This is a genomic window from Parasphingorhabdus sp. (genome assembly GCF_036963805.1).
Taxonomy (GTDB): domain Bacteria; phylum Pseudomonadota; class Alphaproteobacteria; order Sphingomonadales; family Sphingomonadaceae; genus Parasphingorhabdus.
This window is the reverse complement of record NZ_JBALUN010000004.1, coordinates 120,520-145,929: the sequence shown is the minus strand read 5'-3', so window position 1 is coordinate 145,929 and position 25,410 is coordinate 120,520. Positions and strand designations below refer to the sequence as shown.

The following is a 25,410-nucleotide window of genomic DNA, read 5'->3' as shown; positions in this document are numbered from 1 at the left end:
AGTTTGAATGCGCCCTGCTATGTAAGCCTTTTTGGCTATATCTCGATGCGCCGCTGGCGCACTTGATCGGGATATAAGCCAAGCAGAGTTGGGAAACAGGGGAGACGAGCCTCGATTCACCCCCAATTTTGCGCTCTTCTTCGTTCCGTTTCGCTTCGCCGCTGGCGAGTTGAAAGCGGATAATGTAGCTTCATGGAATTATTTCTGTATTCAGTTTGGATAGCTAGCCTATTTTGACAAGAGCAATTTAAAAGAAAATATCGGATGCACATTGAAATCATAGAAATCGCAAATTTTCGAAAGCTGAAGTCTGTACGAATTGGCATATCTAATGAGACGACAGTTTTCGTCGGGGCGAACAACAGTGGCAAGACTTCTGCGATGCTGGCTCTGAGATATTTTCTTGTAGAGCAAGAACGGGTACGGTTCTCTCTCAACGACTTCACTCTTTCGCACTGGCCGGTAATTGATGAAATGGGGGCGTCTTGGGAACAGGCAAAAAATGAGAATGAACCGCTTCCCGCGTCTAACTGGGAGTCTTTGCTTCCGTTTCTCGATGTCTGGCTCAATGCTGAAAAGAGCGAAGCACATTTAGTTCAAAAACTGATCCCAACGCTTGACTGGGATGGTGGAAAACTTGGAGTACGGCTGCAACTTGAGCCAAAGGATGCTATTAACCTTCAGAAGAATTATCTTGCCGCACGCGATGATGCGCGGCAGATTGATGAGGTTGACCAAAAAGTTGAAGATACCCAAGCAAAACCAAAGAGACTGCTCCTTTGGCCTCGTTCGCTTACTGATTTTCTTCAACGTCGGTTTAGTGCGTATTTCACCGTAAAATCCTACATTCTCGACCCGGCCAAACTAAAAAAACCCGATCACGGCGAAGCGAAACCGCAGTACTTATCGGAAGACTCGCCGTTTATCGACGGGGAGCCATTCAAAGGGCTTATTAGGATAGATGAGATTGGCGCACAGCGTGGCTTCGGGCATTCTGATGGTTCGCGTGATTTTGATGATGGAAATTCTTTGGTTGGTTCATCTTCCACTAGACGAATGTCCGATCAACTCAGGCGTTATTGGAACAAACACCTCGATCCATTTGAGAACCCTGACCCTAAGGACATTGCCGCGCTGAGAGCCATTGAGCAGGCACAGCAGGCTTTTGATGAGCGACTAGGTGACGGGTTCTCTGCGGCGATACAAGAGGTCGAAGGGATGGGATATCCCGGTGTAACTGATCCAAAATTAAAAGTTTCATCCCGGCTAAAGCCAGTCGATGGTCTAAATCATGATGCGGCTGTGCAGTATGTTGTTGCAACCGAAGATGGACAAAATCAGTTTGAACTGAATTTACCGGAAGACTCTAACGGCCTTGGATACCAGAACCTAATATCTATGATTTTTCGGCTCATGAGTTTCAGGGATGCTTGGATGCGCGTCGGAAAAGCTGGTATCCAATCAAGCAGTGCATCTGAAACGCTCATTCCGCCGCTTCATCTTGTGTTGATCGAAGAGCCGGAAGCCCATCTACACACCCAAGTACAACAGGTTTTTATTCGTCAGGCGTATAAGGTTCTGCGTAAGCATAAAATGCTTGAGCTACCGACTGATCTGAAAACCCAACTTATTGTAAGTACTCATTCAAGTCATATTGCGCATGAGTGCGAGTTCGATCATCTTAGGTATTTTCGCCGGCTACCCGCAGCAGAAAAAATCATTCCACTTTCTTGCGTTATAGATTTGGGTTCTGTCTTTGGAAAAGACGTTGAGACTAAGCGTTTTGTCACCCGGTACATCAAAGTGACCCATTGCGATCTGTTTTTTGCGGATGCCGCCGTTCTTGTTGAGGGGCCAGCAGAGCGCATATTGGTGCCGTTCTTTGTTCGAAATCACCCCGATCTGACTTCATTGCATGAGTGCTACATTACTTGGTTGGAAATTGGCGGAAGTCATGCTCACAGGCTTCAACCGTTAATCGAGCAACTTGGTTTAACCACCCTCCTCATTTCTGATCTCGACGCTAAGGGCGCGGATGGAAAGAAGGCGGTCCCGCAAAGGGCGGCGGGCCTTAAATCACGTAATCCGACACTAAAATCATGGTGTCCAGAAGAGGATGACTTGGATACTCTGATTGACCTAGCGCCGGAGAAGAAAGGCAAATGGTACGAACGTCAGCGCTTTGCAGTACGTGCAGCTTACCAATGCCCGGTCGAGATCGAATTCAAAGGTAATAAATCTGAGGCCTTATGTAACACTTTAGAAGACGCGTTAGTTATGGAAAATCACGAACTGTTCGCAAAAACTACAGGCAAAGGCTTGTGGAAAAAATTTAGGTCGGCCGTTGAAGAATCCGAAAATCTCGACAGCTTGAGCAAAACTGTTCTCAAAGCGCTTGAAAATGGAGGAAAGGCTGAGTTTGCGCTTAGTTTGCTAGAACTTGAAAATCCTAAAGAATTAAAGCCTCCATTCTATATTCTGGATGGTTTGAAATGGCTGTCGCAACAATTAAAGGAACGACAAAAGGACTTGGGTATTTCGATTTCTGCTGCCGATGACAAAACGGCAAAACAACCGGCCTCATGACAAGCGAAGTAACAGTAGATTCCAACGTCACGATGGACGATCCGGTTGATGCTGAGATCGCTGGATACCTAAATCCCGATAGCCCGAAGAGCTTCTTCCTTTTCGCCGGTGCTGGCTCGGGCAAAACACGCTCGCTAATTAGCGCATTGAACTACGTTCGTGAAAATTATGGACGAGAACTTGCGCTAGATGGCCATCGCGTCGCTGTGATAACTTATACCAATGCGGCATGTGATGAAATCAACCGAAGGATAGACTTCCACCCGCTTTTCTACGTCTCTACAATTCACAGTTTCGCTTGGGAATTGATAAAGGGATTTCACCATGACATCCGCGAGTGGCTTCGAGAGAACCTAAGTCTCGATATCCAAAAACTTCGCGACGAGGAGGCCAAAGGGCGCGCTGGTACTAAGGCTTCAATAACACGACAAGCTAAGATCGAGTCTAAATCCAAGAGGTTGGAGCGGCTCGATTCCATTCGTTCCTTTGCATACAGCCCAAATGGTGAAAACTCCGAACCGAATTCACTCAACCACTCAGAAGTCATATCGATCTGCTCGGCTTTCATTTCAGAGAAGCCCACCATGTGCTGGATTTTAGTTGGGCGCTTCCCTTTCCTCTTGATTGATGAAAGCCAAGATACCAATCGTCATCTCATTGATTCTCTCTTCATCGTTGCTCGCGAGCATTCAAACCGATTTGCACTAGGGCTCGTTGGAGATACTATGCAGCGGATATACGCCGATGGGAAGGAACGTATCGAAGATGAACTCCCTGATACATGGGGAAAACCGTCAAAAAAGCTAAACCACCGTTGCCCTAAACGGGTTGTGCGGCTCATAAACAAGATACGCGAAACCGTTGACACTCACACGCAAGAGCCAAGAACTGATGCTATTGATGGTCAGGTTAGACTTTTCATCAGGACCGCGAACACCGAAGACCGCATGGGTGTGGAAAATAGCATTCGCACTCGAATGGCGGAGGTGACGAACGATACCAATTGGAAAAACAGCGAAACCTGCAAAATGCTCACGCTTGAACATCATATGTCTGCTAAGCGACTAGGGTTTGAGAATGTGTTCAGCCCCCTTTACGGTATTGATAACTGGCGCACAGGTTTACTGGACGGCAGCCTTCCTCCAATGCGTTTTTTCATACAGTCGGTATTACCGCTGGTGGAAGCCCAGCGAGTAGACGACAAATTTTCTGTCGCGCGTATACTACGGAAGGCCTCACCGCTTCTGACCGCAAACGCGCTCAAAGAAGAATCCGATCCTGGTACATTATTGAAAAAAGCTCAAACGGGTGTAGAGGCTCTGATGGAGCAATGGCATGATGGCGAGCCTACTTGCGGTGCTGTTCTAAGCTGCGTGGCAGAACATAAACTTTTTGATTTGCCCGATTCTCTCATCCCAGTAGTCGCGGTCATGAAGGCTGAGAGGGCATCCGAAGAAGATGAAAAGCAAGACCCGGTCCCTGAACGGGTAGCCGCGTTGCTTTCTCTAATGCAGGCTCCATTTGCTGAAATTGACATTTACCGAAAGTATGTAACCGGTTTGGCGTCATTCGATACTCATCAAGGGGTGAAAGGATTGGAGTTCCAGCGCGTTATGGTTATCATGGATGACAACGAGGCTCGCGGTTTCATGTTTGGATATGGGAAGCTATTGGGTGACAAAGAATTGTCGGCCACTGACCTCAAAAATATTGAAGAAGGTAAAGATAGCTCTATCGACCGTACCCGGCGACTACTCTATGTGACGTGCAGCCGGGCCGAGCAAAGCCTAGCACTAGTGGCATATTCCGAAAACCCCGAAGCTGTGAAGACTAGTATGATCGAAAACGGTTGGTTTGCAGAGGATGAGATCGAATTGGGAGTCTGAAGAACTTCAACGAAGCCCGCCTTACTAATTTTATCTTCATCCTTAGTAGATTACAAAAGTGTCAAACTAAGACCAAATCGGGATCTAGTGTGCGTTCTATAATTGCAACGTCATCTGCATTGAGGCCGTACAGCGCATATACGGCATTGTTTATCTTTGCTTCCAAATCACCGATTTTCTCTGGCTTCCCCGGCTTAGCTTTTGCGGCAATCATTGCTTTAGTCAGCTTAGCCAACTGGACTTCAACGGCGGCATCTGGCTTTTCGGGCAACGGGAACGGATTGACGTAGTTAGTTTTTACGCGCCGTGCATCCCCCTGAAGTGTATCCCCAGTCATTTTCAAAAACCACCAGAACAAATTTGAATTCAATATTGCCGAGAAATACTCATAGCTTTCAGAGGTACTATCCCCTTTGACAAAGCTATAAAGCGTTGTGGAATGGTATATTCCACCATCGTTCAACGCTACGTTGGGATGTTTGGAACAAATCTCCATTGATGTTAACTTTGGCTGGTCAAACCTATTCAGATTCTGAACCCGAAGATATGCAAACGGTTCGTCAGCCTGTGCAGCTTTGCCGTTCTCTCTCGCCTCAAACGCCTTTTCATAATGTTTTACAAATGTGTGAGTAAGCGGATACTCAACTTCAAGATCTTTCATCGAGACCAGTTTTGCGGCGGCAGCTTTGACATCTAACAGGTAAGGGAAAAACACCAACCGATCCGTAGTCAGCGTTTCATAGCGATGGACATCGCCACCCATCAAAAATGGTCGGAAAAATTGCTTTTCAACCTTGAATTCTTTGGATTCAATCGGTGGTTTTACATTCTTATTTGTTGGATTTACAATCAAAGTATAGCTGTTCTCATTTTCGGCTATCTTGCGAGAGACGTACAAAATATCGCGGCTAGTTTGTAGTCCTACGAACACATCCAGTTTATCTTCTAGCCTTTCCGATTCTTTATAAATAGTCTCGAAGACCTTAAAACCTTCAGGGTTATCGAAAAATATCCACTGGTTACTCCCATATAACTTCGATGCACTTGCAATTTCTGACAGATTTACGGTGACCAAATTCACATCATTGTCGAGACTGATCTCAATGTCTGATCCTAAAGGGTAGCGCCGAAATTGAAAAGTTTGGCTAGGCGTCGTATTAAAGAGCGCGATGCAGGTATAGGTTAGAACGCTATCAAAAATCTGATTGGCACCAAAATGCGTTAGGCTCTTCAGCGCTCGGGTATTCATCAAATATTCGCGCAAGGCCTCGCCATTGGCTGAATTGAAGAGCTTGTGCGGAAAAATGAAGATATTGTTGTGACCAACTGGATTGGCCAACCACCCGGAAAGCTCAAAGAACAAATTTGCCAAATCGTATGAGCCTCTCGCCGTGCTAAAGCGTGATTCATAAATTTTCTTTTGCAGAGGTTGGGTATCCTCAATTTCTTGCACGCGCATGTAAGGCGGATTAGCAATAATGATGTCAAAACCAAGAAATGCTCCCTTGTCATCAAGCACTTCGGGAAACTCAAATCGCCATTCTAACGCAGATAGGAAGGTTTTGTTTTGAATAACGTCTGTTTTTTGTTCTTCCTTTGCAGCGATTTGTGCCCGGATGCCGTCAATTTTGTCAGCCTGATTGGATAACTGCTCTTCGCCCATAACAAACAAATCTGCCTGAGCCTCATCTGCCTTCAACTGAGCAATTTCTGCATCAATCTTTTTGGTTAAATTGCCCAACGCCTCGTTCTCGAAACGTTTTTTAGCCTTCGAAATCCTATCGTTAAGTTGCCGTTTGACGGCTTTATCCTTGCTAGCTTTGTAGTCTGCAACGAGTTGACGATACTCTGTAACCGTTAAGCCAGCCTTATTGAATGCAAGTGACAAATTCTGATCAAGCTCAAAGCGAGAGAGCAACGAGTTACCAACCTTTATATTTATATCAATATTCGGAAGGGTCTCTAGATCTACCCCATTGCCATCGCGATAATATGCATTCTTTAGCAGCTCAATCCAAAGTCGAAGCTGGCAGATGCGTACAGAATTGGGGTTGATATCAACGCCAAAAAGGCAATTCTCGATTACCTTTTGCTTTTCATGAAAAATTGTTTCTTGAACAGATTGAAGTGCTTTTGGAACCGCGCCATTTACCACTTGGTAGTTAAAAACTTCATCGGTGTCGGATTTGAGGATGATTAGCTCATCATTATCGACAGAAACTTCATAATCCGTTATTCGTTTGCCCTCAATATCTGCCAGTATTCGTAAACGCGATTTTAAAGCGATGATCTCATTAAGGCATGAAACAAGAAAATGTCCCGATCCGACCGCAGGATCGCAAATTCTCAGATCGTCAATAATTTTATTGTAACTGAGTATGTTCTCTTTCGAACGATCCATTTGATTGTTGAGATCGTCGATCTCATTAAGCGTCCATTGCGGATACGTTTTTGCAAATGCTTCCAATACTGTTTTTTCGATGACCTGTCGGCTCATGTGCATTGTCACATAACCTGGGGTAAATATGGCGCCTTCTTTGTATCCGTTGATCTTTTCAAAAATTAGACCAAGGACCGATGCGTTAATTATCGTTTTGCTTTCTTCCTGAACGTCGCTGCCTCCGACAGCCCCAAAATCGTATGAATCGAGGAAATCAAAAACATAGCCTAGGGTTGGCAATGGCGTTACCAGCTTCTTTTGCTTGCTGTCTTTTAAAACCGTTTTGCCATGCGGTGATAGCTGATGGTTTGCATTCAGCGAACCGACGCCTAGAATCTTTTCAAGTTCAGTTTTCTCAAAAAGCGAACTATTTAGATACGGAACTTTAGCAAATTTAATCTGAATATGCTCAGGCCGATCTTCTTGGGGTATTGCCAACACCATAAAGAATAAGTCTGAAAGCTCATCAAAATCAGGAACCGATTGCAAATTGAGAAATTTGTAGGTGTTATCACCACCGTGAAACTTGACTATCTGCGCTTCTAGTAATTTGAGGAAAAGTAGCCTGTTTATCCATGTTAAGCAAAGTTCCAAGCCGACGCCAAATGCCCGTTTATCAGTGTTTACGCCATAACCCTCAATCAGTTTAGCGCTGGTGAAATCATCCTCATAAATTAGTTTTGCGATGGTGTTTTCAATAAGGGAACCACTGCTCCGCTTGCTCTCAGGCAATCGGTCGATGATGCGAGTTCCGCTTTCTTTTTTCTCTTCCAAACCAATGATGTAGAGCAGTTCATCATAAAATGCTTTGTTCAAGCTGTTGCTGTCGTTGGCCAACGCCGACATCAGTAAATGTTGCGGCCCAAGAATTTTAAAAAGCTGCAATAGCTGTTTTTCGAGCGCCCCTGATTCTAATTCCGCCTTGGCTGCCTTCAAATTGAAATATGTGGCTTCAATCTCGCTATCCAGCAGCGCGATGCGAGGTTTTGCAATCTGATTGTAGAAGAAGTCAGTTGTTGAATCTGATTTCAGTCCGTTCGCCCAAGCAGTATAATCAGATTGAAAAGATGCATTTTTGAAAAATGCTCTCTCAAAGAACTTCGCCTGAAATATGAAAAATTCTACTTCAGAACAAATTACTAAGTGTTTTATATCGGTATTACCCTTTGATCGCTCGCGCATATAATAGAGAACAAGCTCATGCATTGATTTACGATTGCAATCTGCTTTCGAAATGAACTCTGCTGTGTTGCTGCTGCGTTTGTGTTCGAATAATACGCCAGCAGGAGATGTTTTGCCGCCAGTCCGGATTACAAAATCAACCTGTTCCATTTGTTCGATCAGGTGCTCTTTTCCATAGAGCTTTCCGAGAAACGTCATGAGATGGGTTTTCAGATTCTCCTCGGATTCTTCGTGATTAATTACATCAAGATATTGCGCGAAACCGGATTTGAACTGGTCGAACACGACGCGCGATGGCTTGTGAGCCTTCAATGAGGGAGTCAGAGATTTGGCGATTGATTTTAGAACCAACTTCATTGAGTTTCAGTTACCCCCTACATTGTGATTATCAACGGCCGCTCATAACCATTTTTTTGATCCAACGACACGCCCAAATGATTGGATTCGCAGTCGTTAGTGTTTCAGGATTGCCACAGAAAGCCTGCAAGGTAAATCAAGGTGTTCCATTGCGATTAGGCTCATCTGGTCCACTTGTTAACAATCACGAGGATTTGAAGTGATTGGGCACTGCCTGACGGCGACCCGCTCTATCCGCTTACGCGAACCAAGCCTGTAGTCTTGGCCCTTCGGGTGACGATCAGGAGCGTGGGATAATGAGCGGGATTTTCTAAGGTCGCACTCTTTCCCGCTGCGCTCCTTGGGGGTGCGGTGTTTGTGTTCTGACCCGCAGGCACTCTTGCCTCTCGACTGGCCGGACGCCCGCTGGCCCACAGGTCCGCGCGCAGGGCGTCCGGCTGGCGTCGCGCCGTGCAAGGGTGCCGTGTTTGTGCCGCGTTGCGGCTGATAGAGTCTGATCGGCTCCGTTTTCTTATTTAATGGGAATGCCAAGGGCTTCGCCCTCTCATTTCCCAAAGCAGAATAGTCGCCCCCGTGTGGCGGGCTACGCCCGCTGGCCCGCGCCAAGGCAACGATTCAACTTTCCCTCCCCCTCCCATCCTCGCCGGAAGGCAGAGCCGCATGTCGCAGTCAGTGCGGCTTTCAGCCCAAAGAGGAGGAAGAAAATGTGTGATTTACAATTAATGTATCGCGAGTGCGGAGCGGAAACGCGGGACGATTATTTGCGCGGTGTTGCGAACGAGAACGGCTTGCCGCTGGCCTGTGTGCGCAAAATTGCTGACCAGCTTGGCGAGCGCGAGGATTTCGGGGCGTTGGTCTTGATTTGCGAAACTCGCAGGGGGTTGGTCCGATGAGCAATGTCATTGAGAATAGGGCCGGAGCGCGGGAACAAACGGCGCGGATTGCCCGATTGAACGATCTTGCACGGCGAGCAATGGGCATTGCTTGCACCGCCGTTGCCACCGTTGGTTTTCGGTCGCTGCCCGAAGATGACCAGTCACAGGTGCGCGAATTGATCGAAACCTATGACGCTTTCACCGAGGACAATGACCCGCACGGCGAGCGCGATTTCGGGACGATCTATCAGCTTGGCGATGGAAGCTGGACGACCGAGCGCCCGCGTAGCCAAGACGAGGAACGCGAGCGAGTGTTCTGGAAACTCGATTATTACGACCGCGATATGCAGTTCGCCAGCGAGGATGCGGCCAATCCCGCCATCACGCGGCGCGTTCTGACCATCATGCTGTCCGATGAATATTGAGTGGAGGCAGAGCCATGAAGCGCAAAGACCTTCCCACCTTGAGCCCGCCCGACCCCGACCAGATTATGATTGACGGCGTTGCGCCAGTCAGCATGGGCGAACGGCTTTGCTGGCTGGCCGAGCAGCCGATGCATCCTCGCCGCACGCAGAAGCCGCTCGACATCGGATTCTGGAATCCGATGCGCAACCAGATTGAGATGTTTGATTGAAATGCGCGCGGCCCGACTTGATGGTCGGGCCGTAGGCCGGTCATTCGACCGGCCAGAAATCGGCACGTCAGCTTGTGGCTGTCGTGCCGATAGCGCGCATTGCGCAGGCATTGCGGATATTTTTGGATAAAAATATGGATGTGTGGGGAATTTCGGCTCACGTGAGTTATCGGTTCAAGGACTGTTCCGACCGACAACCTTTGGTTAGTTTTTGCGACGGACGGCTTTCTTGCAGAGCTTGGGCTGTTGCGGACATTCCTGCCAATTCTGGCAAATGTCCGCTATGTGGATTCTGTATGTCGCATAATATGATAAAAAATGGAGCTTAGTCGAAGTCGATGGGAAGAGCGAAGGAATGGCAACTCCAGCAGTGGGAGCGAGGCTACGAGGAGGCCGAGGGGCAAATCTGCGCCGATTGCGTGGTCGATCCATTTCTCAAACAGTGGGTCACCGACGGGGCCGAAAGCGATTGCTGCACGTTCTGCGGCAATGAGTCTGATGAGCCTATCGCTGCCAGTTTTGACGAGTTCATTGGCGTTATTGTCACTGGCATTGGTTTCGACTGGAACCACCCTGACTCAGAAGGTATCTCTTACATTACCGCCGAAGGAGGCTATCAGGCAGACATCACAGACACTTGGGATGTGTTGGGTGATTATGATATCAGCGAGGACACCGATATTCTCCAAGCCATCGTCGATTCTATCGGGAACGACGGTTGGGTGGCACGCGACTTTTATGTCGGCGATAAGAGCCAGCGACTAGAATGGGGTTGGGACTGGTTCAAGCATGTTGTAAAGCACCAGACGCGCTTCGTGTTCCTCGCTCCGCATGACGACGGTATGAGCGAAATCCCACCGTCCAAAATGCTGGCAGCGATCGGCGAAACCATCAACGACGAGTTGGCTGATCTCAAACTCGTCCGCACTATTCCTGCGGGCACCGACCTCTTCCGCATTCGCATCGGTGCCGCTCCCTACCAGACTGGGAATGATATCGGCTCTCCACCGGCAGAACACGCGCTTCAGGCCAACCGGATGAGTCCAGCAGGCATTGCCATGTTCTATGGCGCTTTCGACATAGATACTTCTAGGGCCGAAACCGTAGATCCCCAGCTACATGCAGGTCAGGTTCTATCTATCGGGACATTCCAGCCATTGCGGGATCTGCGTATGCTTGACCTTGCCGACTTACCAGATATTCCGAGCCTGTTCGACGAGAGCGGCCACTCCGGCATCCATCCGCTTCGCTTCCTACATGCATTCGCGCAGGATATTGTTCAGCCAATCCAGCGCGATGGCCGCGAGCATATCGATTATGTACCAACCCAAATCGCCACCGAATATTTCCGTCGCGTATTCCTTGATTCAAACGGCGAGCAGATCGATGGCATAATTTATGACAGCTCTCGAGAGCATGGTGGAAGGGCCTTCGTGCTATTCTGCGAGAACGAGCAGTGTTTCGCGAACGGAGATGGTCCAACGTTCATGGAGCAGCTGGTCAATTTAACGGCTGTCGCTCACGAGCAGGCTTAGTTCCATCACGCAATAGTTGAACGACTGACAGTCGGCGGTCTATCGTCGGACATTCATCAGCACGTCCGCCTACTGTCAGCCTGATTGTCGGCTTGGCAGACGCAAACCGCAACACGGTGAAAAAGCATTTGCAGATGCTGGTATCGGATAACCACCTTGTCCAGCACGGCAGCGGGAAAGCGACATATTATAGCCGTGTCTGACTGGCATCGACATATCAAGTGCCAACGATAAGAATTCACATTCCACACAAAACATCCCAACCGCGTATCAGCTTCTGTCCTTGATTGACGGAAATTGGCCGCTTGCACCGCCTTCATGCGCGCAAGCAAAAAACTGGCGTTTCACGCCTACGGTTTCCATAAATGGAGCCTCCGTTTTTTGGCTTGCGCGCAGGCGGCGCGCGGCCATGCCATGTCCGTCAGGACATTTCGCCTGACACTCAATCAGGAGAAAACCAGTGCAGAATATCGTAGAATTTCACATCATCGGACGCCTCGGCAAGATCGACGCCGCCGAGAAAGTCACGCACATCTCGGTTGCCGTCAATTACAACCGCCGTGAAGGCGAAACATGGAAGTCCGATCCGCAGTGGCATCGCGTCACCCTGTTCGGCAAATTGCGCGACCGGCTCGCCAAAACCACAATCGGTGATCTTGTCCGCATCACCGGGCGCATCGGCCAGTCGAGCTACAAGGTCGAAGGCCAGACTCGCTATTCGGTTGACCTGATCGCGGACGGTTTCGCGATCCTCGCCAAAGCCAAGGGCAAGCCTGCGGACGATGAAGCTGGCGAATGACTATCCAGCGGGGCGGCTTTGCCGCCCCGCACTGGTTGTACTTTAGTCGTCGTTTCAAAGTTGCAACTGACCGCAAGTGGGAAGGGTTTCAAACTGTCCGTTACGACCTTAGATTTAATTTTATAGGCAAGACTTGGAAACAAAAGTTATAATGAGATCTTAGCTATGCTTGGTCACCGCACCGGGGGACGAATCGTCAGTTTGCGGCCGTTGTGAAATGATGGCTAACTGGGGCAATCATTATCCAAAACTGGAAAGTGTTCGCCGCGTGCCAAAGCCTCCCAGCTTGTCTTTAGAAGCATCTGCAAACCGGAAAGATTATTGAGGAATAGCACCTCTTTTTCGGTATCTTCGACATCGCCTATTATTAGAAGCTCTGGTGCGGTAAGCTGCATTGTACCAAGCATGCCGTCGGCACCTAATACTATAGCCGGTCGGCCTCCAGTTTCCCTAATTTTGCGGACTCCTTGCTTCAGCCAGTCCCAATCATGGATACTCGGCGCAACTGCATTCAGATCGTGTGCTAATGCTGGCTGAAAGGTGTCGAGCAGCCGAAAAACGAGAAGCGCACCCTGATCGTCGCAATCCGTATTCGTCCTAATTTGTTCAGCCAAGAGTTGCTGCTCGTGGTTGAGTTGACCATCGGCAGTCGCTTCAGCGACTAGCGACATTGCCCAGTCTCGAAAACCTGCAAGGGCCGGTGCGAGTTTAGTGCGCAATTCTTCAAATTGATTTCCTATCGCTTTCCTGAGTGGTGTTGAAAAAGCAACACCGCCGCGCATCCCAAGATTGAAAGCCTCAATAAACTTAGCCTGCTTTCGAAATACCTCCGTCGTAAGCCATTGAATCAATTTTTCGGTTTCTGCAGACGGTTGTTGTATAGTTTGAAACGAAAAGTGTATTTTATCTAACGGCTGGATGCTTTGGGTTGAAGCCACAACCAGCAAAAGCTCTTCGAGCATGTGGGCAGTAGAATACGCGTTCCACAAAAAAGCTGGTTCGAGCATGGGGAGTACAGGAGCCGCATCCGCATTATTGATGATCTCGCGAAGCCCCCCGTCCATCCCAAGTGCGGAACCCAAGGCAAAAGCGTCTGAGAGGCGAATTTCGCCATCGCGAAGAAACTGAATACCGCGAAAGGATTGAAGCAGAAATAACCCCAGAATGGGGTGAGTCCAATCCATTCTCCCTCCACCCAATAGGGATTGGCGGTTCTCACGTACAGCAGGGTTAGTAAGATATGCACGAGCATGATCTCCAAGCATGCCCCAAAATTCGAAAGTCACTGGTTCAGCCCGGCAAAAATATGTCTCTTTAGCTGTGTCCCAATCGAAAAAGCCCTCCATCGTGACAGGTGCAACTTCTTCAAGAATAGGACGGATACTACTAGCGAGTGCGATTGCAGACGATGGAGCGGTTCTACAGCCATCCGCCAAAGCCTCTTGGAGTGGCTTGGTCAAATGTCCTTGATCGGGGTCAATCATGCCAGTGCCAATTGCTGTCTCGAAAAAGGCCGCCGTATCGACCCCACCAATTGTAATGTGAAACGTTTGACCACTCTTGTCGAAGCGATCTCGCCACAACATGGCGAATCCATGCGCCCCGACGCGATCACCCGAACGCGCGAGTAAGCTCATGACGACGAATAGGCGTGGATCGGGATCACCATCTGCATCAACCGCAGGCCCCTCAAGTGTGAGCTGAAATGTCTGCAAGCTATCTTGAGGAAAGGCTGTAACACCGGTAATTGACCACGATCCTGGTATCCGTGGCGTCAGCACCACATTATCGTTTTCTAAAGCGACCTCAAGGCAAAGCAATTTTTTGCGTGACCAGCAACATGCTGACATCGCGCTGTGGTCTAAAAGGGTCGACCATTCCGATGATATCAAAACAAAATTGAGTTCGTAATTTGCGAGAAAAGGAAGGTAGTTTTTAATTTCATGTTCATAGCCAAGAAGCTCAGTAATGGCTTCTCGTGCAGTCTGCGCGGACTTCTTTAGCTCAATAAGGTAAACTGCATTGGTCGATGGGGAGATGCATATGAAATCTGGGCGAAGACCCTCTCCTTTGCTCATCGAAATATTATCGTCGCTGGTGAGCACTATAAGGTCGTCAATGTCAGCGAGCGCATCCCGTGCCGCGACAATCATAGCCAAACGAGCAACACGATCTATTGCGAACAATGGAAGTACATCAGGTGCAGGTGTAGCTAGGCGCTCTATTCGTTTCTTGCCCCGTATCGCGTCACCAAAGCTGCCTCCTTGAAGCAGTTGTTCGATTAGACTCTGCATTTCCGCTTCGCTTTTAAAGGTCATGCCCGATATTCTCCTTGGGATTTCAGATTGTACTAAATCGCCCCCATGTATGATCGGCAAGCAACAAAATAAACGAATTTAGAAAGAAAGTTAGCCTCGTTACTATATTGCTTTGACAGTAGTCATTCTACGATCTTCTAATTTTAGTCACGTAGCGCCGTCTGGTCGGATAGCAGGTTTCTGCAATCGACTGCATGCTTACTAATATCGAATTTTGGCACTGATCCTGCCTGTCAACTCACAAAGGATTAAACATCCCAGCAAACTCTTTGTCGGCATAATTGAGCGAGTGTATCAACCGTGGATAGGATCCGTCACTAAGTTATTTAGATCAAATCCTAGGGCTGAGCAATAATTGATCAAGTGAGAGTTGGTTTCCAACAATCCCCATACTTCTTCTTGTGTCGGTTTGCCTTCCCACCAGAAGCGGCTGTTAGCCAACGACATTCGATTAGTAGGCAATGCAAAAACACCATTAATTTGGTAGATTTCCGAAATGCGGTCACGAACAAACAAAATTTGGTTGCCACCATATTTAGGCGGTGTAATATCGATTAGCGTCCCATCAGCATCCTCCCAAACACTATGGAAATCGCCCATTATGCCGGATGGAAACTGCCAGAGTGCCCAGCCATGAACGCGCTTGCCATTTTTGCTCAAAGCATGGTGTTTTGCCGAAACGTGACACCAATCTGGTTCGTAGCCTTCGTCCTTATATTCCAAGAATATGGATGGGTCGGTCAAATCGAAGATGCCGGTGAACGCGATAACGTCAGGCGCTAACTCCGACGTTGGTAACTGTCCTTCAAGTTGCGTCATTAATTGTAGTTCCTGCACATTCAGTCCTTCGATATTAGGTATGGCTCAGAGAATTGGCAAGCTATTGACCGCAAGCCAGTCAAAACTTGACCTTTGAGTGAATAACTTCCGATGCCGCTCTTGTGTTGCTTGCTCTAATCGGAGACAATATCGCTCTATCTGCGATTTCCAAGGTGCGTATTGTAGTTGTTTTCAATCACTCACTATCGAACAGCCCCGCAAATTCCTTGTCTGCGTAATAGCGCAATTTCCTGACGATCAGCGGACTCTCGCCAACTCGCATCAGCAGCAGCGTATCAGGAGCAAGCTGCATGATCTCGTTCGCATCCATGAGATTGCGGGTGGCGAGGTGCTGGGTTTTGCTTAAGGATCGTTCAGGGTCTTTGAGCATCACATCCTTTTGGCTTTGTCCGCCGGTTTCATAGGTAATTGTTTCGCGCCCCATCGTCATTGATAGCATTTCGGCAGTGTCAAAATCATTGACCCCAAACGCTTGCAGGACACCGGCATTGGACAGGAATGTCCCCGCGCGGGTTCCGTAAAGGCTGCGCAGTTGGTGTATGTCCTGCAAAATTGGCCAGAGTTGCAGCCCGTAACCGGCCATCAGACCCATAGCGCGCTCAATAGGCTGTAGCCGACCAAGCGCGGCAAATTCATCGAGAAGAAACAAAACAGGGCGTTCCGGCTTGGCGGACGACCGCGCCATTTCGCCTATGGCTTGCGCCACCAGCAAGCGTAGCCAGCGCGAATAGGTATCGAGCCTGTCAGGCGGTAGGATCAAGAACACCGCCGCCACGTTTTCCTTGAGATCGGCAAAGGCAAAGTCAGACCCACCCACCACAGCGGCGATGCGCGGACTATCAAGAAAATGCGTGTGCCGCTGCGCGCCCGACAACACGCCTGCCGCTTCGCGGTGCGACTTGCTCAAATACCGATTAGCGGCGCGCGCGATCAAACCGCCCGCGCGGTCGCTCGCCTGCATGACGGTGAGCAACGCGGTGAAGTCATCAGGTGCCAGCGTCAGATAATCCCGAACGCTGGTCAAATTTCGGTGGGCGGCATCATCATGGCAGACGACGTAAAGGATAATACCCGAGATCAGCGCCTTGGCCTCTTCGTTCCAATGCGCCTCGGTTTCGGCTTCATCGAACACCAGCGCATCGGCAAGTGTCATCGCATCTTCCGCCAAATCGAGGCTGGCAGCGTCAAGCCGGTCGAGCGGATTATACCGCGCCGTTTCCTCTCCAGAGATACCAAACGGATCAAGACAATGCACCGGCCCGAACGCTTCACGGGCGCGCACGGTCACACGGGCATTCTCACCCTTGGGATCAATACAGACCACCGACCGATTGGCGGTGAGCAGATTGGGAATGATCGTGCCAACGCCTTTGCCCGAGCGCGTCGGTGCGATGGTGATAAGATGGGCGGGGCCATCATAACGGAGCAACCGGCCCGATGTGTCGCGGCCAATTAGGAGGTCGCCGTTGTTCTTCGCCAGCGCGTTCACATCGCTACGCGATCCGAACTTTGCCGACCCCAGCGTATCATCCGGGCGGGTAAATCTGACCTTGAGATAAATGCCGCCGATCCAGAGCGCGATGCCGCCAATCAGGATGAGCCAAAATGCAGTTTGTGTTTTCGGCAGCCACCAAGCGATAAGAAGCGCCCCAGCGAACAGCAGCAATGCGCATCCGTGGAGACGGCTACTCACCGATCAATCCTCACCACTTGGGGAGGCAGATAATTTCTTGTCTTCCGCAGTTTCGTCTTCGCTATCGAACGCCCGCTTGCCCCGACGCTTCCACAGGGCCATTGTATTTTTGCTATCTTCGTTTCCGGCTTGCGCGGCAAGTTCGAGCATCGCGCCGTAAAGGGTGGCACGGTCATCATCGGTTATTTCGACCAAGCCTGATTTCTGGACGAGGCCGCCCAGTTCAATCAAATGCCTTGTTCGTTCCCGTCGCTGCACCGCCCACTCCCTCGTGTCATATCGCCGCTGACCTGATTCAACTCGCCGTCTCGCCGAGAGGTTTCTTTTAAGTGCCTGATTGGTTGCCACCAGCTTTCGGGCGACCCTTGCGCCCGCGTTTTCCGAGAAAGGTCGCACCATCGGCGCGCCAGCTCTCCTTTACGGAATCGAGCTTGGCTTCCTGCACCCCTTGGCGAAGCATTCCAGCGATGACTTCAAGATCAAGTGCATCGGCACCAGTGGCCACCACCAACGCGCCAAGCTGTTCGACTTTGCGCGCCTTGAGCTTCTTCGCCTTGTCGGCGAGCGCTTTTAGTTCAGCATCATAGTCCCGGACTTTACGCATTGCGTCTCTCCGTTTATTGCCGTTTAGACTCGCAATATATGCGAAAATCGTCTTTCAGACAATCGCTACATAAAATTCACGAACCAAGTCACACAATAATTGCGTAAGTAATTTTGAGTGCGCGCTTATACGTTGTTGCCAACGTCGCTTAAAAGTGAGAGATTGCTTTGCGTAATGGCAATCTACCATTTCTCTGCAAAAGTCGTGAGCCGCGCCAACGGATCAAGCGCGGTTGCCTCGGCTGCCTACCGCGCCGCTGAACGCCTTACCGACGACCGGCTTGGGCGCGATCATGACTTCACCAACAAGGCCGGTGTCGTCCACTCCGAGATCATGTTGCCCGAGGGTGCGCCGGAGCGACTCGGCGACCGCGAGACGCTTTGGAATGCCGTCGAGGCAGGCGAGGTTCGCAAGGACGCGCAGCTTGCGCGCGATGTCGAGTTTGCCATTCCACGAGAGATGAACGAGGAGGACGGCACCCAATTGGCACGCGACTTTGTTCAGCGAGAATTTGTCACGCGCGGCATGATTGCTGACCTCAATGTCCATTGGGACAAGGCGGCAGATGGCAGCCCCAAACCTCATGCCCATGTGATGCTGTCGATGCGCGAAGTCGGCCCGGATGGCTTTGGTCAAAAAGAGCGCGACTGGAACAGCAAAGAGCTTTTGCAGACGTGGCGCGAGAGTTGGGCTGATCATGTGAACACCCGCATGGCCGAGCTGGGTCTTGATGCGCGGGTCGATCACCGGACATTGGAGGCGCAGGGCATTCCGCTTGAACCGCAGCACAAGATTGGTGCGGCAGGATCACGGCGCGCCATGCACGGCGAGGACGCCGAGCGCGCCGACGATCATATGCGGATCGCGCGGGAGAATGGCGACAAGATCATTGTCGATCCTGCCATCGCTTTGAATGCGATCACGCATAGCCAAGCCACATTCACAAAGCGCGATCTAGCCCAGTTCGCATTCCGGCATAGCGACGGCAAGGATCAGTTCGATGCGGTCATGGCATCGGTGCGCGGTTCGCCCGAGCTAGTTGCTTTGGGCAAGGACGGGCAGGATCAGGAGCGGTTTACCAGCGCCGATATGATTGCGGTGGAGGAGCGGCTTGGATTGTCGGCATCGATGCTGGTAACGAGCGAGCGGCACGATGTTGCGGATCATAATCGCCATGCTGCGCTTGAGAGTGCAGCCGAGCGCGGCATGATCTTGTCAGGCGAGCAGCGCGATGCGTTCGATCACGTCACTAGCGAGCGCGGTCTTTCCTCGGTCGTTGGATATGCCGGGAGCGGCAAGTCGGCAATGCTTGGCGTTGCGCGGGATGCTTGGGAACGTGAAGGCTATAATGTGCGCGGCGCTTCGCTGTCTGGCATTGCCGCTGAAAACCTTGAAGCCGGTTCGAGCATTTCGTCACGGACCATCGCAAGTCTGGAATATCAGTGGAAGCATGGCCGCGAGCAATTGAGCGAGCGTGATGTGCTGGTCATCGACGAAGCGGGTCTTACCGGAACCCGCCAGATGGAGCGCGTATTATCATCGGCACGAGATGCGGGCGCGAAGGTGGTGCTGGTTGGCGATCCCGAGCAGTTGCAGGCGATTGAGGCGGGTGCTGCGTTCCGTTCGCTCACTGAAGCGCACGGCGCGGTTGAAATAACCGAGATTAGGCGCCAGCGCGATGACTGGCAGCGCGGTGCTACCCGCGCGCTTGCCACCGGACGGACTGGCGAGGCCATTCATGCTTATGGTGAGAAAGGCATGGTTCATAGCGCCGAGACACGCGAGGATGCGCGCGCAGAGCTTGTTGAGGGCTGGAATGATGCGCGCACCAGCGACCCAAGCAAAAGCCGGATCATCCTCACCCATACCAATGCCGAGGTGCGGGACCTCAATATCGCGGCCCGCGATAAGCTGCGCGATCATGGTGAGCTAGGCTCAGATGTTGGTGTCGAAACCGAACGCGGCAACCGCGACTTTGCGAGCGGCGACCGGATGATGTTCCTGCGCAATGAGCGCGGCATGGGGGTAAAGAACGGGACGCTTGGCACGGTCGAGCAGGTCTCGCCCGGACATATGGCCGTCCGCACCGATGACGGGCGCAACGTGGCGTTCGACCTCAAAGATTATGCCCATATCGATCATGGCTATGCGGCGACGTTCCACAAATCACAGGGCGTGACGGTCGATCAGGCGCATATATTGGCAACGCAAGGAATGGACCGGCATTCGGCCTATGTTGGCCTGACGCGGCACCGTGACGAGGTGCAGCTTCATTATGGCCGCGATGATTTTGCCGATCAGAGCAAACTTGTACGCACCCTGTCGCGCGAGCGAGCGAAGGATATGGCAAGCGACTATCCGCTTTCCGATGCCGCCGCGCGCGGCTTTGCCGAGCGCCGCGAGTTCCGGTTTGGCGAAATGGCCCGCGATATGGTCGTCAAGGCGCGTGATTTGATCGCCGATCCTGATCGGATTGAAGCGTTGCGGGGCCGTCTCGACAAGGCGCTGGGGCGTGAGCCGTCAATAGCGCCGGAAGCTAAGCGCGGCGCGGACAAAGAACTGGAGAAAGGTCGCGACACCAATTCTGCCGCGTCCCGCCTTCACGCCCGCATGGCCGAACTTGGCAAACAGGTGCGTAAGGATGATGAGCGAGATCGTGACCGCACGAAAGATCGGGATCGAGGAGGGCCAGGACGATGAGCGAGACGCAGGACGATCCACTGTTGGGGCTGTTGACCGATATTGCTGAAGGTGTGGCGGCGCTGTCCACGCGGGTTGATGCGATGGAGGCCAATGCAGCAGCGCATCAGGTCCAAGTAAATGAGGCGCTTGCCACCATCGCCGAGATTGCCACTCGGACTTATTATGCCAGCAAGCCGACCAGTGCTTTGCCCGATGACATTATCAATACGGGCGTGATGGACGCTATTATCGAGCGGTGGCCGCAAGGCGCGGTCATCGGCATGTCGAGCCATGACCGCCAGATAATGAGTGAACTTGACCGCCATCCCGGCGACACAATAGACAAGCTCATCGCGCGCTCACAGGATAATGCAGATCAGAGTAACGCCAATCGCCTTCGAATGGCTGCGTTTCTCAGCTTGCTCAATCAGGAGAGGGAGCGAAGGCTCAAAGCCAAGGAGCAAGGTGTTGAACGCGAAGGGAAAGGACGAGGGCGCTAGAGGCGCTCAAACAATGAGCCGGAATTTGCTATTCTGAAGTCATAGCAGACATTCAGCTAACGCCCCAATATTGGTCGTTTCGTGGTTGATTGACTTTTCCCGAAAGCGGACGAAACGGTGCGCTTACCGCAGGCAGTAAGACAAAACGCGCAAAGGTAAAATAATCTTAAAATATTGTTGTTAGGATAAAATTCTTGCTGACATGGTGTGATCAGGGGAGTTTGTAGTTAGTGATTGAGTCTTTGGGGTCTTTGCTGAAAATTTGTTGGAATGGTGTCACGTTGACCGGCTATGCTGTGCGCGTTGCTTGGTCCTATTTGCTCTATGATGATTGTAAGTTGTGTTTGGAGAATTCGGTATGACCCTTTTGCAGCATTTTAAAGCCGCCATTCTTGGAGCAGCAGTTTTACTATTGTCCAGTTGCGGGGATGATGCGTTTCCTGACTATCACTACAAGATGACGGTTCACATTGGTGACGCGCAATTCTCCAGTGTGCGTGCGCTCAAGCAGGAGCAGGTGTCGTCTATAGCGGATTCATCCGGTCAGACGGTAAAGCGATTGCTTGAAGGACAGGCAGTTATTATCGAGTTTGAAGATGGCGAGACTGTTTATGCGCTGCTGGGTAAACCGGATGAGCCAGAATATGCGCAAAAAGTGGCTGGCTATGCGTTGCTGCCTTTGGTGCCGCAGTTCAAACGCGATCCCAAAACAGATGATCTGGCGGTCGAGCGGGGAACCGAATCTCTCGACCGGATGGCAGATGCGCAGCAGGCCATGGTGAAAATTGAAGGGCCACAGGATTTGCCGCGTACCCGGCCGAACCCATTCGGCTTTCGTGACGATCAGCCCACCACATTGAATAGCTGGCCGATGTTTGTAACCTTTCGCGATCCGGATGATCCCAAGACTGTGCGCGAGGTATCGCCCGGTAGCATCGGTGTGGACCGCATCACCATCGAGATTACTGATGAGGATGTGACGGAAGGGATTAAGGAGAAGTTGACTTGGATAACAAGAATGCGGGGCGATTTGTTGAATAGTGCCAGCGTAACGCGTCCCAATGCAGCGCTTGCAGGGCAAATTGGAACGGGTGATTTTTTTATTGGAAATAGCGAATGAATCGAGATCTCTTTTTATCCATTTTGGCAATGGATTCTTACAATCGCGGCTATGGTCAAAGAATAAGTGTTCAGTTGCCTGATACTGGCTTACTTGGAACAGCTCAAATCGGACCACTGTCTATCATTAGGCCGGACAGCGATGAGGTAAGAGCTGGTTTTTTTGCTGCTTCTTACGACTGGAACGCCGAAACAATCATCAGCTATCGCGGGACCGATGGAAACACCGTTACCGATGCGCTGAATGGCTATGGCATTGCGCTCGGTTATGCAGGGCAGCCACAGGGTGATCTTGCGACACAATTCTATCTTTCGGTCACAGGGCAGCATGTTCATGCCTTAACCGCACCGGAAAACGTTGTTGTTGTCGGACATAGTCTGGGCGGCGGCCTTGCCGGATTAGTGAGCGCCAACGACAATGTCCTAACCACGAGCGCGGCGGCATAATCACGCGGAGCTGTTAAGTAATAATCACCGGTCCTGTGTCCGCTATCGCCACCTGTCGATCTGGAAGCAGACCTTCAGCAAACCACCCAGAAGCGGTCATTCTCGTCGTATCGAACTTCGATCAAAAGCGGACATGATAAACTATGTCTCAACGGCCAAAACTCTTCGTCGGATAGTTATCAGCAAAACGAATAGACCGCAGGCAATGCCGACCGCTGCTGGAAACAATACCGTGGTCCACGAATAGTTTTCTAAAGCCAAGACAACAAACATGTTCCGCAATGCTCCAATGCCGAAGAACGTTGCATTTTCTTCATGTGGAATTTCATAAGCTTTGCGGATCGACGGGCCAAATCCCAACAAATCCACGAGCGTTAGAACTATAACAGCTGAAAGCGCAGTTTCGGTAAAAAACCAAAGCGGTAGCGCGCTAAAAGCGAGGACTAGAAATACCCAATCCATCCTTACTATGCTCAGATCGCGAGATTTGATCCAAGCGAGTACCGCAACGTAAAGTGTGATGATGCCGGACACTCCTATCACCCATGCTCCAACGCCGCCGCCGTCAAGTAGCTGGGCAATGAAAACTACAACAGTACCGATGCCCCATATAGACCATGAAAATACGTGAGGACGAGTTTCATCGCGTAAGATCGAGCCTATATAGGGGTAGAATGCAGCAAAGGTTAGGATCAGCGCAACCGCGCCAAAAGCCTCCTTGGAAAGCAATGTCCCTATCATTCCAAAATCATGCATTATACGAAACGGGCCGCACCATGTGAACGGCAATAGTTCCCAAATCGTGGTGAGTTTCCTTTTCAAAACAATACCCAAGCCGTTCGTATAAGGCGATATTTTCTACCATCAGCTTATTCGTGTAGAGCCGAGTGGACCGGAGAGATAACGCTCTGGCTAGCTGCTCAGCATGCCTCATCAATAATGTGCCAAAGCCTCTGCCTTGGTGATCCGGATCAATTGCAACATTGACGATCATCATTTCATCGTCCTGCTGGACCGTTTCGATAAGGCCGACCAGAATGTTATCCTCGTAAAGCAAATCGAACCGGTTTTCCTGCACGGACACATTATAGTCCACGGTCATAGGTCGCGGTTTACGAGGCGTAACAGGAACCCACTTGGCGTATGCTCGCACGCTGAGATCACGAATCTGGTCGACTTGATCAGAACTGGCAACGCGAATGACTAAGGAGTTCCCCATAACACTCAGTCTAGCTGTTTCGGTGTAAACCGTCTATTGCGCGAATGATGCAAGAGCTGATTTAACACTTCGCACCCGCGTTGCTGCAAAGCGGTCACTCTAATTACGTTCAGTTTTGTGGTTCTGTTTTTGATTCGGTCGTTTGCGCGAACATAGTCTTCATCGCAGCACGATAGACATTTCCAAGGTCGGCGGCATGTGTCCCGCCCGGAATATCGATGAAACTTGTGTCCCACGGAAAATCATCTCGGGCGGCAACAGTGTCTCGCCATTCAAGCGCGGTTCCCCGAAGGTAATCACGATCACGCGAACCTGATGCCACAATAAGGTGGCCGCTTCGCTTCTTCTCAGGTGGTGCGCGATCCATGCCGAACAGTAGTTTAGTATCTGGCTCACGGCCTGGGTTACTGGCGACATGGCCCCAAAAGAGGCCCGGCTTCAACCATGCTGCTTGTAAGACCGCACTGCCTCCACGGCTTTGACCAACGATGATGCGCCTTGTGGAATCGGCTCTGAACTTGTCATCAATGCGCGGAAGCAACTCGTTTTCCAGCATTGACAGAAACTGGGGTGCGCCTCCCGGCGTACCGTCATCCATGACAGTTCGAAAGTCTATGTGCCTCATATTTACTCCGGGTTCGAAACCACCATAGGCGATGCCAACAAGGATCGCTTCGGGAATTTGATCGTCGTAATGCATGAACAGATGGAGCGGTGCGAGCATCGGGAAAGTTGAGTCACCGTCAAGCAAATAAACAACCGGATAGCGTTGATCAGGATTATCATCGTAACCTTCAGGGAGCCGAACATAAATATGGTAGTTTCGCCCGACTTCTTTCGAAAATAACGAAAAATAGTCACCCTTGAGGGCGGGAAGATGCTCTATCGAACCAACGTTCCTGTCTGGGGCTTGGGAGATTGCCGGTGCGGCAATTGCGAGCAGCCAGAGCGACGCAAGCTGACAAATTTTCAGAGGCAGGCAGTAAGTCATACCGTCAGTTTACTTGAACACATCTCACAAGACTAGCCCTTGCATAGACCACCTAAGGTGGCTGTTCAGAGTCCAGCCTCGCTTGTCCGAATGCTTACATAATTTACCTGCTGAATATACAGAAAGAATCTGGCAAGGTAGATTCGATGTTTGCAGATAATATTTCAAGTAGGACGCACATGATATTTTCAATCCGCGCTGAAGAGACCGACGCCGACCGCGAGTTTATCGAAGGTCTAAATCCTCGGCTAACGGAAGTTATTGAATCTCCTGCTCACAGCAAAGGGGACGTTGAGCTATTCCAAGACGGTTATACTGCTACGTCTTGGAATAGCGATATAGGAAAAAATGCGACTTTTATAGCTATCAAAGAATGTGGCGAGAGAATTGGTTATGTGAATGTCCGAGAAGGCATGGACGAGATCGCTGGCAAGAAGTGCGGCTACATTGCGCTCTTGGCAGTAAAGCCAGAAGCGGAAGGACAGGGTGTGGCGCATTCTCTTGTGAATGAGGCTGAGCAATGGGCTAAGAAAATGGGTTATGCACGTCTTGCATTGGATGTTTTTGCTAGCAACGACCGAGGATTGCGGTTTTACGAAAAGGCGGGCTTTCGATACGAAACGATCCGCGTGATCAAACGAATTTGATCAATAATGATGTCTGTAAGTTCCACACCTCAACCGCTTAATTGCGATTGGGTGCA

Annotated in this window: 21 protein-coding genes; 12 read left to right on the top strand and 9 right to left on the bottom strand. The window is 50.5% G+C overall.

Annotated elements, in window-relative coordinates; all coding sequences use genetic code 11:
- Nucleotides 1–264: 264 nt before the first annotated feature.
- Nucleotides 265–2,586: an AAA family ATPase gene (locus V7676_RS12520; protein ID WP_335660030.1), complete on the top strand. Its 2,322-nt coding sequence runs from the start codon at nucleotides 265–267 to the stop codon at nucleotides 2,584–2,586.
- Complete coding sequence (locus tag V7676_RS12515; protein ID WP_335660029.1) at nucleotides 2,583–4,472, top strand: UvrD-helicase domain-containing protein; 1,890 nt, start codon at nucleotides 2,583–2,585, stop codon at nucleotides 4,470–4,472. The genes V7676_RS12520 and V7676_RS12515 overlap by 4 nt, the downstream gene beginning before the upstream one ends.
- A 61-nt stretch (nucleotides 4,473–4,533) precedes the next feature.
- On the opposite strand, the gene V7676_RS12510 is transcribed toward V7676_RS12515, so the two are convergent.
- Nucleotides 4,534–8,451: a type IIG restriction enzyme/methyltransferase gene (locus V7676_RS12510; RefSeq protein WP_335660028.1), complete on the bottom strand. Its 3,918-nt coding sequence runs from the start codon at nucleotides 8,449–8,451 to the stop codon at nucleotides 4,534–4,536.
- Between the two features lie 704 nt (nucleotides 8,452–9,155).
- On the opposite strand from V7676_RS12510, the gene V7676_RS12505 reads away from it, so the two are divergent.
- From V7676_RS12505 to V7676_RS12485, 5 genes are all read left to right on the top strand, one after another.
- On the top strand, nucleotides 9,156–9,344 hold the full coding sequence (locus V7676_RS12505) for a hypothetical protein (protein ID WP_335660027.1): 189 nt from the start codon (nucleotides 9,156–9,158) through the stop codon (nucleotides 9,342–9,344).
- A complete protein-coding gene (locus V7676_RS12500) occupies nucleotides 9,341–9,751 on the top strand; it encodes a DUF3768 domain-containing protein (RefSeq protein ID WP_335660026.1) in 411 nt (136 codons plus the stop codon). Before V7676_RS12505 ends, V7676_RS12500 begins: the two co-directional genes overlap by 4 nt.
- Nucleotides 9,752–9,765: 14 nt before the next feature.
- Nucleotides 9,766–9,960: a hypothetical protein gene (locus tag V7676_RS12495; RefSeq protein WP_335660025.1), complete on the top strand. Its 195-nt coding sequence runs from the start codon at nucleotides 9,766–9,768 to the stop codon at nucleotides 9,958–9,960.
- Nucleotides 9,961–10,298: 338 nt separating this feature from the next.
- Nucleotides 10,299–11,495 (top strand): HEPN-associated N-terminal domain-containing protein, encoded by a 1,197-nt coding sequence (locus V7676_RS12490; RefSeq protein ID WP_335660024.1) that lies wholly within the window; start codon nucleotides 10,299–10,301, stop codon nucleotides 11,493–11,495.
- A 460-nt stretch (nucleotides 11,496–11,955) separates the two neighbouring features.
- Nucleotides 11,956–12,294 (top strand): single-stranded DNA-binding protein, encoded by a 339-nt coding sequence (locus V7676_RS12485; protein WP_335660023.1) that lies wholly within the window; start codon nucleotides 11,956–11,958, stop codon nucleotides 12,292–12,294.
- A 224-nt stretch (nucleotides 12,295–12,518) separates the two neighbouring features.
- Here the strand turns inward: V7676_RS12485 and V7676_RS12480 are convergent, their stop codons facing one another.
- From V7676_RS12480 to V7676_RS12460, 5 genes are all read right to left on the bottom strand, one after another.
- Nucleotides 12,519–14,612, bottom strand: a complete 2,094-nt coding sequence (locus V7676_RS12480; RefSeq protein WP_335660022.1) for a hypothetical protein — start codon at nucleotides 14,610–14,612, stop codon at nucleotides 12,519–12,521.
- 294 nt (nucleotides 14,613–14,906) lie between these two features.
- Complete coding sequence (locus V7676_RS12475) at nucleotides 14,907–15,431, bottom strand: hypothetical protein (protein WP_335660021.1); 525 nt, start codon at nucleotides 15,429–15,431, stop codon at nucleotides 14,907–14,909.
- A 196-nt stretch (nucleotides 15,432–15,627) separates the two neighbouring features.
- Nucleotides 15,628–17,145, bottom strand: a complete 1,518-nt coding sequence (locus V7676_RS12470) for a type IV secretory system conjugative DNA transfer family protein (RefSeq protein WP_335660020.1) — start codon at nucleotides 17,143–17,145, stop codon at nucleotides 15,628–15,630.
- 3 nt (nucleotides 17,146–17,148) lie between these two features.
- Complete coding sequence (locus V7676_RS12465; protein WP_335660019.1) at nucleotides 17,149–17,403, bottom strand: conjugal transfer protein TraD; 255 nt, start codon at nucleotides 17,401–17,403, stop codon at nucleotides 17,149–17,151.
- A 67-nt stretch (nucleotides 17,404–17,470) separates the two neighbouring features.
- The gene (locus V7676_RS12460; RefSeq protein WP_335660018.1) at nucleotides 17,471–17,749 is read right to left on the bottom strand and encodes a conjugal transfer protein TraD; all 279 of its coding nucleotides are present in this window, start codon (nucleotides 17,747–17,749) and stop codon (nucleotides 17,471–17,473) included.
- 174 nt (nucleotides 17,750–17,923) lie between these two features.
- Between V7676_RS12460 and traA the strand changes: the two genes are divergently transcribed.
- From traA to V7676_RS12440, 4 genes are all read left to right on the top strand, one after another.
- Complete coding sequence (gene traA, locus V7676_RS12455) at nucleotides 17,924–20,449, top strand: Ti-type conjugative transfer relaxase TraA (RefSeq protein ID WP_335660017.1); 2,526 nt, start codon at nucleotides 17,924–17,926, stop codon at nucleotides 20,447–20,449.
- A complete protein-coding gene (locus V7676_RS12450; protein WP_335660016.1) occupies nucleotides 20,446–20,931 on the top strand; it encodes a hypothetical protein in 486 nt (161 codons plus the stop codon). Before traA ends, V7676_RS12450 begins: the two co-directional genes overlap by 4 nt.
- A 358-nt stretch (nucleotides 20,932–21,289) precedes the next feature.
- Nucleotides 21,290–22,051, top strand: coding sequence for a hypothetical protein (locus V7676_RS12445; protein WP_335660015.1), 762 nt, complete (start codon nucleotides 21,290–21,292; stop codon nucleotides 22,049–22,051).
- Complete coding sequence (locus V7676_RS12440) at nucleotides 22,048–22,497, top strand: hypothetical protein (RefSeq protein ID WP_335660014.1); 450 nt, start codon at nucleotides 22,048–22,050, stop codon at nucleotides 22,495–22,497. The genes V7676_RS12445 and V7676_RS12440 overlap by 4 nt, the downstream gene beginning before the upstream one ends.
- A 141-nt stretch (nucleotides 22,498–22,638) precedes the next feature.
- On the opposite strand, the gene V7676_RS12435 is transcribed toward V7676_RS12440, so the two are convergent.
- From V7676_RS12435 to V7676_RS12425, 3 genes are all read right to left on the bottom strand, one after another.
- Complete coding sequence (locus V7676_RS12435; protein ID WP_335660013.1) at nucleotides 22,639–23,238, bottom strand: hypothetical protein; 600 nt, start codon at nucleotides 23,236–23,238, stop codon at nucleotides 22,639–22,641.
- Nucleotides 23,239–23,245: 7 nt separating this feature from the next.
- A complete protein-coding gene (locus V7676_RS12430) occupies nucleotides 23,246–23,599 on the bottom strand; it encodes a GNAT family N-acetyltransferase (RefSeq protein ID WP_335660012.1) in 354 nt (117 codons plus the stop codon).
- A 226-nt stretch (nucleotides 23,600–23,825) separates the two neighbouring features.
- A complete protein-coding gene (locus tag V7676_RS12425) occupies nucleotides 23,826–24,707 on the bottom strand; it encodes an alpha/beta hydrolase (RefSeq protein WP_335660011.1) in 882 nt (293 codons plus the stop codon).
- A 146-nt stretch (nucleotides 24,708–24,853) separates the two neighbouring features.
- Between V7676_RS12425 and V7676_RS12420 the strand changes: the two genes are divergently transcribed.
- Entirely contained in the window at nucleotides 24,854–25,354 is a 501-nt protein-coding gene (locus V7676_RS12420) for a GNAT family N-acetyltransferase (RefSeq protein WP_335660010.1), read from the top strand.
- Nucleotides 25,355–25,410: the final 56 nt, after the last annotated feature.

Coding starts and splice junctions, on each gene's coding strand:
- V7676_RS12480 (WP_335660022.1), bottom strand. CDS start 14,612: ATGACCTTTAAAAGCGAAGCGGAAATGCAGAGTCTAATCGAACAACTG.
- traA (WP_335660017.1), top strand. CDS start 17,924: ATGGCAATCTACCATTTCTCTGCAAAAGTCGTGAGCCGCGCCAACGGA.
- V7676_RS12495 (WP_335660025.1), top strand. CDS start 9,766: ATGAAGCGCAAAGACCTTCCCACCTTGAGCCCGCCCGACCCCGACCAG.
- V7676_RS12425 (WP_335660011.1), bottom strand. CDS start 24,707: ATGACTTACTGCCTGCCTCTGAAAATTTGTCAGCTTGCGTCGCTCTGG.
- V7676_RS12490 (WP_335660024.1), top strand. CDS start 10,299: ATGGGAAGAGCGAAGGAATGGCAACTCCAGCAGTGGGAGCGAGGCTAC.
- V7676_RS12450 (WP_335660016.1), top strand. CDS start 20,446: ATGAGCGAGACGCAGGACGATCCACTGTTGGGGCTGTTGACCGATATT.
- V7676_RS12440 (WP_335660014.1), top strand. CDS start 22,048: ATGAATCGAGATCTCTTTTTATCCATTTTGGCAATGGATTCTTACAAT.
- V7676_RS12460 (WP_335660018.1), bottom strand. CDS start 17,749: ATGCGTAAAGTCCGGGACTATGATGCTGAACTAAAAGCGCTCGCCGAC.
- V7676_RS12475 (WP_335660021.1), bottom strand. CDS start 15,431: ATGACGCAACTTGAAGGACAGTTACCAACGTCGGAGTTAGCGCCTGAC.
- V7676_RS12445 (WP_335660015.1), top strand. CDS start 21,290: ATGACCCTTTTGCAGCATTTTAAAGCCGCCATTCTTGGAGCAGCAGTT.
- V7676_RS12420 (WP_335660010.1), top strand. CDS start 24,854: ATGTTTGCAGATAATATTTCAAGTAGGACGCACATGATATTTTCAATC.
- V7676_RS12435 (WP_335660013.1), bottom strand. CDS start 23,238: ATGATAGGGACATTGCTTTCCAAGGAGGCTTTTGGCGCGGTTGCGCTG.
- V7676_RS12520 (WP_335660030.1), top strand. CDS start 265: ATGCACATTGAAATCATAGAAATCGCAAATTTTCGAAAGCTGAAGTCT.
- V7676_RS12500 (WP_335660026.1), top strand. CDS start 9,341: ATGAGCAATGTCATTGAGAATAGGGCCGGAGCGCGGGAACAAACGGCG.
- V7676_RS12505 (WP_335660027.1), top strand. CDS start 9,156: ATGTGTGATTTACAATTAATGTATCGCGAGTGCGGAGCGGAAACGCGG.
- V7676_RS12510 (WP_335660028.1), bottom strand. CDS start 8,451: ATGAAGTTGGTTCTAAAATCAATCGCCAAATCTCTGACTCCCTCATTG.
- V7676_RS12515 (WP_335660029.1), top strand. CDS start 2,583: ATGACAAGCGAAGTAACAGTAGATTCCAACGTCACGATGGACGATCCG.
- V7676_RS12430 (WP_335660012.1), bottom strand. CDS start 23,599: ATGACCGTGGACTATAATGTGTCCGTGCAGGAAAACCGGTTCGATTTG.